Source organism: Trinickia dabaoshanensis, from assembly GCF_002879885.1.
In the GTDB taxonomy this organism is placed as follows: Bacteria; Pseudomonadota; Gammaproteobacteria; order Burkholderiales; family Burkholderiaceae; genus Trinickia; species Trinickia dabaoshanensis.
In genome coordinates this window covers 187,117-201,333 of the sequence record NZ_PNYA01000010.1, presented here as the reverse complement: position 1 = coordinate 201,333, position 14,217 = coordinate 187,117, and the positions used below count along the sequence as shown (strand labels likewise).

Sequence of the window (14,217 nt, the reverse complement as noted above, 5' to 3'; positions counted from 1 at the left end):
CGCCGCATGCCCGCGCGCCATCACGCCACCACAAATGAAATCGAAAGGTTAAGAAATAGAGTCGAAAGCTATGTGTCGCGGACGCTTAACACACGCATGGTCCAATGCGCCGTTCTTCCGAAAAATAACCACCGTCCACCGCACTTTCCTTCGCTTTCATTCTCCCGGGATCGAATGACGAACTCGGCGAGGAAGGCGCGGCGACGGCAAACCAGGAGTGCGTCCCCATGTTTCGCCGTAAGCTTCTCCCCGTTGCAGTGGCCGTTGCATCGCTCGCCGTGCTGGCCGCATGCGGCAGCAGCAACAGCCCGTCCACCCCTGCAAGCGTGGCGGTCTCCGCGCAAGACTCGATCGCAACGGCAACGCCGATCAAACACGTGGTGGTGATCTACGGGGAAAACGTCTCGTTCGACCACTACTTCGCGACCTACCCCAACGCAACGAACCCGACGGGTGAACCGGCATTCACGGCAGCGGCAGGCACGCCGACGGTCAACGGCTTGACCGGTACACTTTTGACGGCTAACGGAAACTCGACGAATGCCGCGAACGGCACGGGCGCATCGAACCCGTTCCGCCTCGACCGCACGCAAGCGGCCACGGCCGATCAAAACCATGCGTACACGGCCGAAGAGCAAGCGTACGACAACGGCCTCATGGACCTTTTCCCGAAGTACACGGGTCGCGGCACGAGCGGCGGCGCCGGCGCATTCGGCACGACGGGCCAGGTCATGGGCTACTACGACGGCAATACCGTGACGGCGCTGTGGAACTACGCGCAGAACTACGCGATGAGCGATAACGCCTACACGGACACGTATGGCCCGTCGACGCCCGGCGCGCTCGAAGTCGTCGCCGGTCAAACGAACGGCATGCAGATCGTCAAATCGTCGCGCTCGTCGTACTACACGGCCGACGGCCAAGGCGGCTTGACGATGATCAACGACGTCGATCCGGGCTCCGACGTGTGCTCGAGCACGACCGACCAAGCCATGATGCAAGGCAAGAACATCGGCGACCTGCTGAACGCGAAGAGCATCACGTGGGGCGGCTTCATGGGCGGCTTCAACCTGTCGACGACGAACAGCAACGGTACGACGGGCTGCGCGCGCAGCACGACGTCGACCGTCGTGGGTGCCGCAACCGCCGATTACATCCCGCACCACAACTGGTTCCAGTACTACCAGTCGACTTCGAATCCGACGCACGCGCGTCCGACGTCGATGGCCGCGGTCGGCTACACGAACGTGCCCAACACGTCGACCGTCGATCCCGCGAACCACCAGTACGACTCCGACGATTTCTTCGCCGCCGTCAGCGCCGGCAACTTCCCGTCGGTGAGCTTCGTGAAGGCCCCCGCTTACCAAGACGGCCACGCCGGCTACTCGGATCCGCTCGACGAGCAAGCGTTCGTCACGAAGGTCGTGAACTTCCTCGAGCAACAACCCGACTGGCAAAACACGGCCGTGATCGTCGCATGGGATGACTCGGACGGCTGGTACGACCACCAGTACGTCACGCCGACGTCGGCTTCGTTCTCGAGCGCCGATCAGTTGAACGGCAGCGGCATCTGCGGCACGGGTACGGCACCGGCCGGCCTGAACGGTCTGCCCGTGAACGGCCGCTGCGGTCCGGGCACGCGCATCCCGTTCGTCGTGATCTCGCCGTACGCGAAGAAGAACTACGTCGACCACACGCTCGTTTCGCAAGCATCCGTCGTCCGCTTCATCGAGGACAACTGGCTCGGCGGTCAGCGCATCGGCGGCGGTTCGTTCGATGCCACGGCCGGCAGCATCATGAGCATGTTCGACTTCTCGAGCGCGCCGCGTACGACGCCGCTGTTCCTCGACCCGACGCTGGGTACGCAGGTGAGCACGGCGCCGAAGAGCTAAACCGCGCCACGCCGCTCGCCGCCGGTACGGGTCGAACCGCGCCGGCGCAACGATGAGTCCCCACAGCCCGGCAACGGGCTGTGGTTTTTTGCTAGAGAAGCACTTCACGTTTCATCACCGACACGATGCAGCCGCTCGATTCCGCCTTGCCCAATCCGCCCGCCGATCGCGGCGATTCTTCCCGCCGCCGCAAGATGCTCGTTCGCGTCACCGCTTCGGGTGTCGTGATCGCAGCGGTGCTCGCCTGTGCATGGGCGTTGGCCTACCCCGAGCGCGCACCGGCCGCCGTCGGCGATATCGTGGAGCAATTGACGGGCGCCAACCCCCATCCGGTGCGGCTGCAGCGCCCCGCCGTCGCGCCGCTGAGCGCCATGGCGCTACTCGGCAAGCAGATTTTCTTCGATCAGAGTCTGTCGGCCTCGGGCAAGCTCTCGTGCGCGTCGTGCCATAGCCCCGCGCATGCCTACGGGCCGCCGAACGCCCTGCCCGTCCAATTCGGCGGGCCTTCGATGACGTTGCAAGGCGATCGCCCACCGCCCTCGTTGATGTACTTGAATCGGCAACCGAACTTCAGTATCGGACCGGACACCGCCGATGCGGATACCGCGGCGAATTTCGCGCAGGAAGCGGCTGCGGCATCGGGCGTCGCGCGCGCACAGAAAACGGCAGGCGCGGCACCCGCGGCCCCCGCGATGGTGCCGCAAGGCGGGATGTTCTGGGACGGCCGCGCCGATACTTTGCAGGCGCAAGCGTTCGGCCCGCTCATGAATCCCGTTGAGATGGCGAACAAGAGCGAAGCCGATGTCGCGGCCAAATTCGAGCACGGCGCTTACCGCGAGCAACTGCAGCAACTATTCGGGCCGAACATCTTCAACGACTCGCGCCTGTTGCTGTCGGAAGCGATGTTTGCCGTCGCGCGCTACCAAGTCGAAGATCCTTCGTTCCATCCGTACTCGAGCAAGTACGATTACTGGCTCGAGGGCCGCGCGCGCCTCACGCGTGCCGAATTGCACGGCCTGCAGCTATTCAACGATCCGGCCAAAGCCAACTGCGCCGGCTGCCATCTGTCGAAGCCTTCGCGCGACGGACAGCCGCCGATGTTTACCGACTATCAGTACGAAGCGCTCGGCGTACCGCGCAACGGCGCGCTCGCGGTCAACCGCACCGCCGGTTACTACGACATGGGCGTATGCGGTCCCCATCGCACCGATCTCGCATCGCAAACCCAGTACTGCGGTATGTTCCTCACGCCGACGCTGCGCAATGCAGCCACGCGCCATGCGTTCTTTCACAACGGCGTCTACCACTCGCTCGATGAGGTCATGAACTTCTACAACCTGCGCGAGATCGAGCCGGGCAAGATCTATCCGCACGATGCGCAGGGGCACGTCATGAAGTACGACGATCTGCCCGCGAAGTACCACGCCAATATCGATACGGCCGACGCACCGTTCGATCGCAAGCAGGGAGACGCGCCGGCGATGACCGACGCCGACATCAAGGACATCATCGCGTTCCTGAACACACTCACGGACGGCTATCAGCCGGGCGCCGGGCACTGAAAGACGTTTGATCGAAGCGGCGCGCACCTCGAACGCGCGCGCCGCCCACGCATGAGACATTACGGACACGGGCCGCAATGTCTTCGCTGGACCGCCCCTCCCCCCTCTCCCGCCGCTCGCGTCGCCGGTTACGAATGTAACGGGCGCATGCCGAATCGCAATCGGGCCGCAACAGACGAAAACCAAACTGCATTCAACCCCACTTAGGTGGCCGTTTGCTCGTCGGCGTTTAATCGCTCATCGCGAAGAAAATCATGCTCGCCTGGTTATGGCCGGCCCAATTGGCCTTTGGCCTCGCTGCCTACCTCGTGCTAGACGGCTTCGATCTCGGCGCCGGCATCCTCAGCGGCTTGACCACGAGCGCCTCGCGCCGCATCCGAATCGTCGCCTCGATCGCCCCGGTCTGGGACGGCCTTGGGATCTGGCTCATGACAGCGGGCACCCTCTTATTCGGCGTATTCCCGGCCATCTATTCGATTTCGCTTCCCGCGCTCCATGCCCCGCTTGCGGCGATCCTCGCCGGCTTGCTCGTGCGCGGCATCGCCCTCGAGTTTCGCCGCCAAACGCATGCGTCTCCCCGGGTGTGGCACCCGCTGCTGTTCGCCGGCTCACTGCTCGCCGCCTTCGCGCAGGGCGTCGCGATCGGCACCTGCGTGAAGAGCGTGCCGTTCGGGCGCATATCCCACGTCGGCAACGAGTTGGCGTGGGCGAGCGTATTTCCACTGTGGTGCGGCGTGGGCGCGGCGCTTTGCTATGCCCTGTTGGGCGCGGGCTGGCTCGCGCTGCAAGGCGATCCCGATCTGCAGCGTTTCGCCTGCGCGGCGCTCGGCCGTCTCACGCCTTTGACGATCGGAGTGCTCGCCGCGATGTTCGCCGCCGCCTTCGCACCTCATGCAACGCTTCATTCGGATTGAAGCCGGATTGAATTCGGATTGATGGAAACGGATTATGAATACCTTGCAGAACATGCGGACTTTCGTGCAAGTCGTCGACTCGGGCAGTTTCACGGCCGCGGCCGACTTGCTCGACATGAGCGCGGCATCGACGTCGAAAGCGGTGAGCGAGCTCGAGCAGCATTTGCGCATTCGTCTACTGACTCGGTCCACGCGCCGCATTACTTTGACCGATGCCGGGCGCAACTATCTGGAACACTGCCGAAAGATCGTGAACGCGGTCGAGGCGGCGGAGCAAGAGGTATGCGAAGCTAGCAGCCGCGCGCAAGGGGTATTGCGGATTCATAGCTTCGCCAGTTTCGGTCAGCACTATGTCGTTCCCGCGATTCACGCGTATCGCCGGCTCTATCCCGACGTGCGGATCGAGCTTCAACTGTCGCAGACCCTGCCCGACTTGTTCGACGGCACGTGCGATACCTCCATCCTCGCCGTCTCCAGTTTGCGCGACTCCGAAATCGTCATGCATCGACTCGGTTCGACTTACAGCGTGCTGTGCGCGTCGCAAGCCTACCTCGACGCGCGCGGCACGCCCGATCGTCCGGGCGACCTCATCGAGCACGATTGCCTCGCATTGAGCACCCCCACGTTTTCGCCGCGCGAATGGACGCTCGAGAAGGCGGACGGCAGCCGAAGCGAGCGCATCGCGATCAACAGCGTGTTTCGGATGAATATGGCCGAGTCGCTGGCCGGAGCGATTCGCGCGGACATGGGCATCGGACCGCTACCCGTCTATTCCGCGCTGGCCGGATTGCGCGCGGGCACGCTCGTGCGCGTGCTCCCCGAGTACATGCTCGAGACGAAGGATATCTGCGCGCTCTTTCCATCGCGCCGCTACCTCGACGCAAGAACGCGGAGCTGGTCCGACTTCATGCGCGAGTACCTGCCGCCCGCGCTGGCGCGCGATCAAAGATCGCTCACGAGCCTCATCGCCGAACCGCAAAACGCGTGATGCGGGATTGGCCGAATCATCGGTCCGCTTCGCCGCCGTCGTCCCATGCGCCGGCCCGGCTCAACTTTTCCACCGCGGCCGAGAATACATACCCGGCGCCGCGTTCGGTCTTGATGAATTCGGGCCGCGAAGGGTTTTCCTCGATCTTGCGCCGCAAACGCAAAATTTGGACATCGATCGACCGGTCGTAGACATCGTCGTACAAGCGGCTCGCTTCGAGCAGTTGTTCGCGCGTCAACACCCGGCCCGGCGCGGACAAAAAAGCGCTCAGCAGACAAAACTCGCCGTTGGTCAGCGGCACGTTCTCGCCCGCGGGCGTCGTGAGTTTGCGCGTGCCGATATTGAGCTGCCAGCCCGCGAAGCGGTAGGCGCGCGCGTCGAGTTGACGCCCGCTCGGCGCGACCGCGGCCGCCGAGCGGCGCAGCAGCGCCCGCACGCGAGCAAGCAATTCGCGCGAACTGAAGGGCTTGGTCAGATAATCGTCGGCGCCCAATTCCAACGCCATGACGCGGTCGGCTTCATCGCGACGGCCCGATACGACGATGATCGGCAACGAAGAGCATTCGCGGATCTTGCGCGCGATGTCGATGCCATCCTCGCCCGGCAAGCGCAGATCGAGCACGACGAGGTCGATGGCCTCGTCCTTGAGCACCTCGGCCATTTGCTTGCCGTCGGCCGCGACGCTCACGCGCATGTCGTTCTCGCTCAAATAGGCGGCGATGAGATCGCGCACCGCTTCGTCGTCGTCGACCACGAGTACATGGGCCGGGTTGATGTCGTTCATGGAGGGCAGCTTGGAACTACGCAAAGAAAAATTATAGTAGGAAGCGCCCGTTCGGCCGCCGGAGCGGGCGAATCAATCGCGCGCGAGCGCATCGCGCACCGCGACGGCCAAGTCGACGAGCAACACCGGCTTTTTCAACACGGAATGCACGCCCAGCGTCCGCGACTCTTGCTCGGCGACCGCGGTGCCGTACCCGCTCATGAGCAGGACCGGCAAGTCCGCGCGCACGGTCCGTATTTTTTCGATCAATTCGGTACCGGTCATCTCCGGCATGGAGTGGTCGGTGAGTACGAGATCGAAACGCGACGGGTCGGCGAGGAACGCTTCCCAAGCATCGAGCGGCGAGGTGAATCCAAGCGGTTCATAGCCGAGCTCGGCCAGCAGGTCCTCGCACAGTTCGACCAGTGTGTGCTCGTCGTCCACCAGTAAGATCGTCTCGCCGTTTCCACGCTTCGTCTCGATGGCTTGCCGCGGGATCACCGCCGGACGCTGGTCCGACAACGGCAGATAGACGTCGAACCGGGCGCCTTGTCCCACTTCGCTCTCGACCTCGATGGCGCCGCCGTACTCCTTGATGATGCCGTCGACCAAAGAAAGGCCTAGCCCGGTCCCACCGACTGTCTTGCGCGTCGTGAAAAACGGATCGAACATGCGCTCCTGAACCGCGGGGCTGATGCCGGCCCCCGTATCCGCCACGCAAATGCGCACATAGCGGCCCGGTTGAAGCGGGCCCGAGGTCAACGTCAACGCTCGAACGGTGGACATTTCCCGCGCCGACACGCCGATCGATCCCTGCCCATGCAGCGCGTGCCGCGCGTTGCTGCAAAGGTTCATCACGACCTGGTGCAAGTGTGTGGGATCGCCCAGCACATAGGCCTGCGGCGCGCCGAGTTCGAGCGTGACCGAGACTTCAGGCGGCAGGCTTGCCTTGAACAGCTCCACGGTCTCGACGAGCACCTGTTCCACGTGGACCGGCAGGCGAGCCGTCATACCGCTGCGGCTGAACGCGAGAATACGCTCGACCAATAGGCTCGCCCGCATGCCCGCGTTGAGCACTTGCTGCGCGTCGTGCCGTAGCGGCGAATCGGCGCCGAGCGCCCGGAACACGCGCTCCCCGTAGCCGACGATCGCGCTCAAGATATTGTTGAAGTCGTGGGCGATACCGCCCGCGAACGTGCCCAGCGCCTCGAGCTTTTGCGACTGGCGCAATTGCGCCTCGAGTCGCAGCCGCTCCACCTCGGCCTCGCGGCGCGCGCTCACGTCGTCGATCACGGCCACGAGCATCCCGCCCAGCGCGCCGCTTTCGGAAAGGCGCGAGATCGTGATCTCCGTCCAAATGACGTGACCGTCCCGATGCAGATAGCGCTTCTCGAACTTCACCGACGAACGCTCCCCGCGCTCGAGTTCGCCAATCTTGGCTTGCATGAGTTCGATGTCGTCGGGGTGCGTAATGTCGGAGGCGCCCAGTTGCTGCAATTCGTCTATCGAATAGCCCACCATCCGTTTGAACGCGGGGTTGGCCACCATGTAGGGCTGGTTCGGCTGCAGCATGACGATGCCGACGGGTGCCTCGTCGAACACGGCGCGCCAACGCTGCTCGCCGGCCGCAAGCTCGCTGTTGGCGAGCGCCTGGCGGCGGACCTGACGCACCATCACGTAAAGCAGGGCGAGCACGAACGCGGAAATCGCCAACGTACGCACGAGCGTGGTCCACGCGTCGCCGCGCCACTCGCGCAGGATGTCCGAGCGCGGACGGCCCACCTCGAGCGTCAGCGGATGGCCGGGCACCGGCATTTGCACGGTTTCCAAGCCGCTTAGTTCATCTTGCCGCAGCGATGCCCCCGCCGAGCATCGAAAGCCGCTATGGGCGCCGCTGCCCGAGAACGTCAGCAGCAAGCGTTCGTCGCGCGCCATGTCGCCCAAGCGGGCGAGCAGCGCGGGGCAAGAATCGGCTTCGTAGCGCAGCGCGGGCGGGGTTCGATCCACCGCGCCGCCGAGACGATCGGCCAACACGCGCGCGACGAGCGCGATGGTGCGATGACCGTCGGCAAGCGCGGTTTCGCGGGCCTGACGCACGTGATGCCAAGCTGCGATGCACACGAGCGCAACGAGCAACAGGCCGCCCGCGACGGTCGTGCGATAACGGCTATGTATCGGCCAGCCGTCGTATTGTCCGGCGGGCCTGCCGGGAGTGGGGGTGGACACAGTTCGAAAGGCAGGCGTTACTGGACGGGCTGGCCCATGAGTTCTCCAACGTTGGCGACGAGCGCGGCGCAGTCGAGCGGTTTTGCGAGCACTCGGTCGGCGCCGAGTTGCCGCGCAACGGAGGCCGCCGTGGCCGCATTGAACCGGAAACGGCCGGAGATGGCAACGATACGCGCATTCGGAAAACGCGCGCGCCACGCGCGCAAGCTATTCGCCCCGTGCGTCTTCGGTTCGCCGAGATCGACCACGAGCAGTTTCGGCGCCGCGCCGGCGCGGGCTTCGGCGAGCGAGGCCGTGGCCGCGCGACCCGCATCGAGCAGGGTCGCGACGATCAACTCGCGCATCACCGGATCGTCCTCGATCACCAGAATTTTGTCCGCACTCACAGTATCCATTCGCCTCGCCACGATGCCCGCTGAGCGCGGGCTGGCAAGGCAACGGTAAGTGCGTGCGGTTACCGTCCTGTTTCGGCGGGCCTGCCGCTACGTTACATCCGAAACATTCGGGCGCGCGACAACCAGGTCAACTGCCGAAATAGGTGTTGCAAAACGAGACCGGGCCGACGCATCGATCCTCGGCGGAAGCTTGCGATCGCCGCTCGACACGTCCGGCCGGGTGCGCCGCGTCTTGCGCGCCGGCCGCGCTTAGCGTGCTCGGCGTGCTCGACGTACTCGCGGCGACGGACTCGGGGGCATGGTTCTGTGCGTGAGCGGCAACGGCGCAAAGGGAGAGGGAAAGAGCGAGGTATTGCAGGGGTTTCACGACTGGACTCCGAACGAGCAGCAAAGCGTGCTGCGACGGGAGCCACTATAAGTTCGGGCACCGCGCCAATTAAGCGGCCGCGGCGGAAAAGAGACTTTGCGCGTCCGGGTCAATGCGGGCAATGGCCGGCGATACGAAACGGCGGCGGCTTTCAGGTGTCCGTCATGCGTATCCCTCATGCGTGGCTCGCATCGTGTCGATGGAACGGCGCGTCATAGTCGAGCAGCGCGCTGCGCATGAGATAAAGGTCGCCCGACAGGCGCTCCAACGCGAGTTGACGCGGCCCGCGCGCCGTCCTGCGTGTCTGCGCGCCCACCCGTTGCAGCGCACGCTCGGCTGCGCGCACGGCCAGTGCCGCCCGCCGCGCGTCGGGCCGCTCGAACAGATCCGCGACGCGCCGGCCGGCATGCTCGACGCAGCGCGCCCAACCATGTCGATCCGATGGGTCTGCCGATACGAGCGCGCCGAGGTTCGTGCGCAAGTCCAACAACGTTTGCCCGAGTTCGAGCGTCGCGAGCAGCCAATGCCAGGCCTCGTCGTATCGACGCGTGCCCGGTACGAGCAGCATGCGCAATTGCGAGGACAGGTCGTGAGTGCGCGCATGAAAGCGCGCATCGGCCCCTTCGAGACGGGTGGTCCATGCGAATGCCACTTCTCGGCGCAGATCGCGTTGAATACGGCCGACGACCCACGGCGTCTGCAAAGGAAACGCCAACGCCGCCATGAGCACCGCCACGACGAGCGCCGAGACCGCGGCGAGCCCGTTGTTCAATAGCGCGTCCGGCGCATAACGCATCGCGTTCTCGGGTCCCGCCAAGACCACGAAGAACACGCACAGACCGATACCGTAGCCCGACACCGGCGGCCGCGTCGCGAGCCACGCGCTGCCGGCCAGGATCGGCGCAAGGACGGCGCACAGCAACGGAAAGCCGTCGATGGCCGGATAGACGAAGCAAAGATAGACATAGCCGAGCGCCACGGCGGCGGTCGCGCCCAACGCGATCTGCATCGAAACCTTCTCGGGCCGCGGAGCGGCCGAGGTCAGGCCGGACACGATGGCGGCCGCAATGACGGCGAACTCGCCGCTCGGCCATGCGGTGAGCAGCCAAAACGCGCTGGCGGCGCCCACGGTCAAGGCATTGCGCACGAAGGTCAGGGCGACCACGTAGGCGCTCGTGCGCGTGGGCGGCAGCGTCGCGCGCGACGGCCGATCGACTGGCGCCGGGCCTGCTTCCGCGTCCAAGTATGAGAGCACGTTGCCGATGAGCCGGCGTAGCGCCTCGCGCATCGTGCGCGCTTCGTCGATCGAAGCGCCGCGCTCGCTGGCCTGCCCTGCTCGAGGCGAGAGCGGCGGTGCGGGCGCAAGTGAAGCGGCGAGGCGGGCCAACGCGGTCAGCGGCTCGGGATCGGTTGTCTCCCGCCGCTCGTCGTGCAGCCGGTCGATCAGCGCAGCGGCTTGCCGCAAGACCGGCGACACGTCCGCGATCAACGCGTTCGTGCCCGCACACTCCAGCCGTTCGATCTGCTGCTCGAGCACGTGCAGCCGCGAGCAGAGCGAGGCGAATTCGCTGTCGATTGCGGTCAGCCGCCGGCTGCGCATGCGCAGGTTCGGGTCTTCGTATGAAGCGAACGTGCGCGCAGCCTCGAAACCCGCGATACCGCCCGCGAGGCCTGCAAAGCGCCGCTGAAACGAAGCGTCGTCGCAGCGCGAAGCGAGCACGTCCGCGCAGAGTTCGAGCATCGCCCCGCGGCGCTGACGCTGCCCGAGCATCAGCGCGGTGCTGGCGCGAACCGGGAACACCAATGCGCTGAACGCGGCCGAGCACAGAATGCCGATCGTGACTTCGGCCGCGCGCGTCATCGCCGCAACGAACAACGCATCAGGGTGCGTCACGACCGGTATGCCGATGAGGACCGCCGTATAGCCCGCTAGAACGAAGGCATACCAGCGGAAATGCCGGAAACGCACCGCGAGCGCGGTACAGGTGGCGGTCCAGAGCGTGAGCACGGCGAGATACAGCTCGGGCTGCTGCGGAAAGATCGCTCCGAACAGCACGGCGGCCATCGCGCCCGCCGCCGTGCCGAGCACGCGATAGAAACACTTGGCGAGCACCATGCCCGTCACGGGCTGCATCAGCACGAACACCGTCAGCATCGCAACGGGAGGCGTCGGCAATTCCAGCGTCATCGCAATACCAAGAGCCGTCAGCGCCGCGCAAGCGGTCTTCAGCAGATGAAGCCATATCAAACCGTCGCTGAGGGCGAATTGCGTCGCAGCGTCGCGCAGCCGCTTTAGAAAATCGGGCCGGGCGCCTTCACTGGAAAGCGACGATTCGGGAACGAGTCGGGAAGTCACGATTGAGTTTGGGCGGGCGCTGCGTGCAGCGGCGAAACAGAATCGGACGCCGCGGTTGCGGCAACATGTCCAATGCCGCGCGCCGCAATTACAGATGAAACGGCCGGCGGCGGTCTGCCCCAAAAAAAGAGCGCGGCGAGAACGCCGCGCAAAACTCACTCAAGAAAAACAACTGCTCTCGACCAGCGAGAGGGGACTACGAACGACAGGGATACCGCGCTTTCTTTAAAACCGCGTACGCATACCGAGCGTGCCGACCACCTGGTTAGCCGTCGAGGACGCGCCGCCCGCGGTGTTCAGGAACGCGACGTAATGGTTGCCCGATGCATGCTGATACATCGCTTCGGCATACACGTCGGTCCGCTTGGACAGCGCATAAACGGTCTGGAAATCGACCGAATGCCACTTCGGATCGTTGCCGAACGTGGTCGTGTTATCGACATGGCCATCCGTGTAGGTATAGGCCAGACCCAGCGTGAGATGCGGGGTCGCCGCATACTTTCCGTTCACTTCATAGTTGTTGAACGACACGTTGCCCCCGGCCGAGCCGAAGGAAGTCGAATTCTCGAATAGGCTGTGCGTATAGACGAACCCCGCCGTCACCGGTCCGAGCGAATAATTGACGCCGCCGCCGATCACGCGCTGCACGCTCGCGCCGAGCGCGAAGCCACCCTTGCCGTTGGCCGCCGATTCCGCGATATCGACCGCGCCCGGGCTGCCGGCGCTCGTGCCCGCCGAGCCGTTGATCTGCAGGTAGCCGGCCGCGACGTTGAGCGGACCATTGTGATAGCTCGCGCCGACGCTATACGCGCGATCAGCGGAGAAATTCTGGTTGTTCGAAAACGCGTACATGCCGCCGAACTTCAACCCGCCGTAGTTGTTGCTCGCATACTTGACGGCGTTGTTGATGCGTACCGAGTGATTCAGGTTGTCGTTGTCGAACGGATGCGCGAAGCCCGTGTCGCCGAACGTGCCGGCGGTGGCGGACAACGGGGCCACGTAATCCACGAGCGAATCGTATTGACGGCCCAACGTGAGCGTGCCGAACTCGCTGCTCGCGAGACCTAGGTACGCTTGGCGGCCGAACATCCGGCTATCCTGCCCGAGCTTGCCGTTCTGCACGTTGTATCCGTTCTCCAATACGAACAGCGCTTTCAGACCGCCGCCGAGGTCTTCCGCGCCGCGCACGCCGAAGCGGCTGCCATTGACGTTGCCGCTCGTCGCCTGCCACAACGGGCCGTGCGCCGTGCCGCTCGCCACGTTGTTCGTGTACATGATTCCGGCATCGATCAGGCCGTACAGCGTCACCGCGCTTTGTGCGTGCGCCGCCGACGCGGCAGCCAAACCCACTGCGGACAATGCCAAGTGCAACTTTTTCACGAATTAGCTCCACGATTTTTCGGATGGACTGAATGAATCAGCGGACGCAGTGTAAAAATCGCCGCGCCCGAGAAAAGCCCATCCATGCGAATGAGTCCGTTCCGCGGAGCCGGGTAATCGTTCAAGGATTCGTCACAGTGCCGCTGCGCCGAGCCCCGCGAACGATTCGAGCATCGATCGCCGCCGTGAGAGCCGCAACCGAGTTGCATCGAAACCACAGCGCACGGCCGTAGCGCGCGCCTGCGCGCCAAAGGCGCCCGTTACATTTGAAATTCATCGCGCGCGGCGATGAAACAGCGACGAAACGGCGCACCCCGATACTGCGCGCACAGCCAACGCAGATGCCCCCCATGAACACCTTGCACAACATGCAGATCCTCGTTCGCGTCCTCGACACGGGCAGCTTCACCGCCGCGGCGGCGTCGCTCGATGTCGGCCTCGGCACCGCATCGCGCGCCATCAGCGAACTCGAGGATCACCTGCATACGCGCCTCATCCACCGCTCGACGCGCCGCATCGCGCCGACGGCGGAAGGGCTCGTTTTCGCCGAGCGGTGCCGGCGCATTCTCGCCGACGTCGTGCGCGCCGAGGACGATACCGCGTGCGCCGCCGACCGCCCGAGCGGCTTGCTGCGTCTGCACAGTCTGGCCAGTCTCGGTCAACGGCACGTCATGCCCGCGATCAAGGACTATCGCGCGCGCTACCCCGAGGTGCAGGTTGAATTGAGTCTCTCGCAGACGTTGCCGAGTCTCTTCGATGGGACGTGCGACGCCTCGGTCGTCGCCTTGTCTTCGCCATCGGGCGAGAACATCGCCGCGCATCGGATGGGCTATTCGCACAGTATCTTGTGCGCGTCGCCCGCCTATCTGAATGCGCACGGCGAGCCGCAATCGCTGCAAGAACTCGTGTCGCACGACTGCCTGACGCTAGGTGCCTGCGCCTCTGTGCCGAGCGTTTGGCGCCTCGAAGGGCCGGACGGCGGCGTGGTTTCGATGCAAGTCGATAGCGTGGTCAGTATCAATATCGCCGAATCGCTGGCGATCGCCGCGCGCGAGGGCATGGGCATCGCGGCCATCCCGGCCTATGCGGCGCTCGACGAACTGCGCGACGGCACGCTCGTGCGGGTCTTGCCGCGTTATACGCTCGATACGCGCGAAGTGTGTTTGCTTTATCCCTCGCACAGGTTCGTCGATGCGCGCACGCGCTCGTGGATCAACTTCATTTGCGATTGGCTGCCGCCTCGGCTGGAGCGAGACGTTGCCGTGCTCGATGCACTCGCCGTGGACGTCGAGGCGCAGAGCGTCGCCGCCTGAATGGATCGAACGTGGGTCGATCGTGAATCGATTGCGGGCGCCGATGGAAAGATTCCTTCTG

11 protein-coding genes are annotated in these 14,217 nt (G+C 64.7%); 5 read left to right on the top strand and 6 right to left on the bottom strand.

What is annotated here, in order from left to right:
- Positions 1-227 precede the first annotated feature (227 nt).
- From C0Z18_RS13275 to C0Z18_RS13260, 4 genes are all read left to right on the top strand, one after another.
- Positions 228-1,892 (top strand): phospholipase C, encoded by a 1,665-nt coding sequence (locus C0Z18_RS13275; protein WP_102645862.1) that lies wholly within the window; start codon positions 228-230, stop codon positions 1,890-1,892.
- A gap of 194 nt (positions 1,893-2,086) precedes the next feature.
- Entirely contained in the window at positions 2,087-3,454 is a 1,368-nt protein-coding gene (locus C0Z18_RS13270; RefSeq protein ID WP_233217304.1) for a cytochrome-c peroxidase, read from the top strand.
- A 254-nt stretch (positions 3,455-3,708) separates the two neighbouring features.
- Complete coding sequence (locus C0Z18_RS13265) at positions 3,709-4,368, top strand: cytochrome d ubiquinol oxidase subunit II (RefSeq protein ID WP_102645860.1); 660 nt, start codon at positions 3,709-3,711, stop codon at positions 4,366-4,368.
- Positions 4,369-4,402: 34 nt separating this feature from the next.
- Positions 4,403-5,356: a LysR family transcriptional regulator gene (locus tag C0Z18_RS13260; RefSeq protein WP_102645859.1), complete on the top strand. Its 954-nt coding sequence runs from the start codon at positions 4,403-4,405 to the stop codon at positions 5,354-5,356.
- A 16-nt stretch (positions 5,357-5,372) separates the two neighbouring features.
- Here the strand turns inward: C0Z18_RS13260 and C0Z18_RS13255 are convergent, their stop codons facing one another.
- The 6 genes from C0Z18_RS13255 to C0Z18_RS13230 all read right to left on the bottom strand — a co-directional run bounded on the left by C0Z18_RS13255 (position 5,373) and on the right by C0Z18_RS13230 (position 12,843).
- Entirely contained in the window at positions 5,373-6,140 is a 768-nt protein-coding gene (locus C0Z18_RS13255; RefSeq protein ID WP_102645858.1) for a response regulator, read from the bottom strand.
- A 72-nt stretch (positions 6,141-6,212) separates the two neighbouring features.
- On the bottom strand, positions 6,213-8,345 hold the full coding sequence (locus C0Z18_RS13250) for a PAS domain-containing sensor histidine kinase (RefSeq protein ID WP_146014008.1): 2,133 nt from the start codon (positions 8,343-8,345) through the stop codon (positions 6,213-6,215).
- Between the two features lie 17 nt (positions 8,346-8,362).
- Positions 8,363-8,740 carry a response regulator gene (locus tag C0Z18_RS13245; RefSeq protein WP_102645856.1) on the bottom strand — a complete coding sequence of 126 codons (378 nt, stop codon included), beginning with the start codon at positions 8,738-8,740 and terminating at the stop codon, positions 8,363-8,365.
- A gap of 127 nt (positions 8,741-8,867) precedes the next feature.
- Positions 8,868-9,107 (bottom strand): hypothetical protein, encoded by a 240-nt coding sequence (locus C0Z18_RS13240; RefSeq protein ID WP_102645855.1) that lies wholly within the window; start codon positions 9,105-9,107, stop codon positions 8,868-8,870.
- Positions 9,108-9,282: 175 nt separating this feature from the next.
- A complete protein-coding gene (locus C0Z18_RS13235) occupies positions 9,283-11,463 on the bottom strand; it encodes an FUSC family protein (protein WP_158244236.1) in 2,181 nt (726 codons plus the stop codon).
- A gap of 225 nt (positions 11,464-11,688) precedes the next feature.
- Positions 11,689-12,843 (bottom strand): porin, encoded by a 1,155-nt coding sequence (locus C0Z18_RS13230; RefSeq protein WP_102645853.1) that lies wholly within the window; start codon positions 12,841-12,843, stop codon positions 11,689-11,691.
- 350 nt (positions 12,844-13,193) lie between these two features.
- Between C0Z18_RS13230 and C0Z18_RS13220 the strand changes: the two genes are divergently transcribed.
- Positions 13,194-14,156, top strand: a complete 963-nt coding sequence (locus tag C0Z18_RS13220; RefSeq protein ID WP_102645851.1) for a LysR family transcriptional regulator — start codon at positions 13,194-13,196, stop codon at positions 14,154-14,156.
- The last annotated feature ends 61 nt before the right edge of the window (positions 14,157-14,217 follow it).

What these genes read in the sequence shown, in the direction of transcription:
- C0Z18_RS13245 (WP_102645856.1), bottom strand. Translation starts at nt 8,740, where the DNA reads ATGGATACTGTGAGTGCGGACAAAATTCTGGTGATCGAGGACGATCCG.
- C0Z18_RS13275 (WP_102645862.1), top strand. Translation starts at nt 228, where the DNA reads ATGTTTCGCCGTAAGCTTCTCCCCGTTGCAGTGGCCGTTGCATCGCTC.
- C0Z18_RS13220 (WP_102645851.1), top strand. Translation starts at nt 13,194, where the DNA reads ATGAACACCTTGCACAACATGCAGATCCTCGTTCGCGTCCTCGACACG.
- C0Z18_RS13260 (WP_102645859.1), top strand. Translation starts at nt 4,403, where the DNA reads ATGAATACCTTGCAGAACATGCGGACTTTCGTGCAAGTCGTCGACTCG.
- C0Z18_RS13255 (WP_102645858.1), bottom strand. Translation starts at nt 6,140, where the DNA reads ATGAACGACATCAACCCGGCCCATGTACTCGTGGTCGACGACGACGAA.
- C0Z18_RS13265 (WP_102645860.1), top strand. Translation starts at nt 3,709, where the DNA reads ATGCTCGCCTGGTTATGGCCGGCCCAATTGGCCTTTGGCCTCGCTGCC.
- C0Z18_RS13270 (WP_233217304.1), top strand. Translation starts at nt 2,087, where the DNA reads ATGCTCGTTCGCGTCACCGCTTCGGGTGTCGTGATCGCAGCGGTGCTC.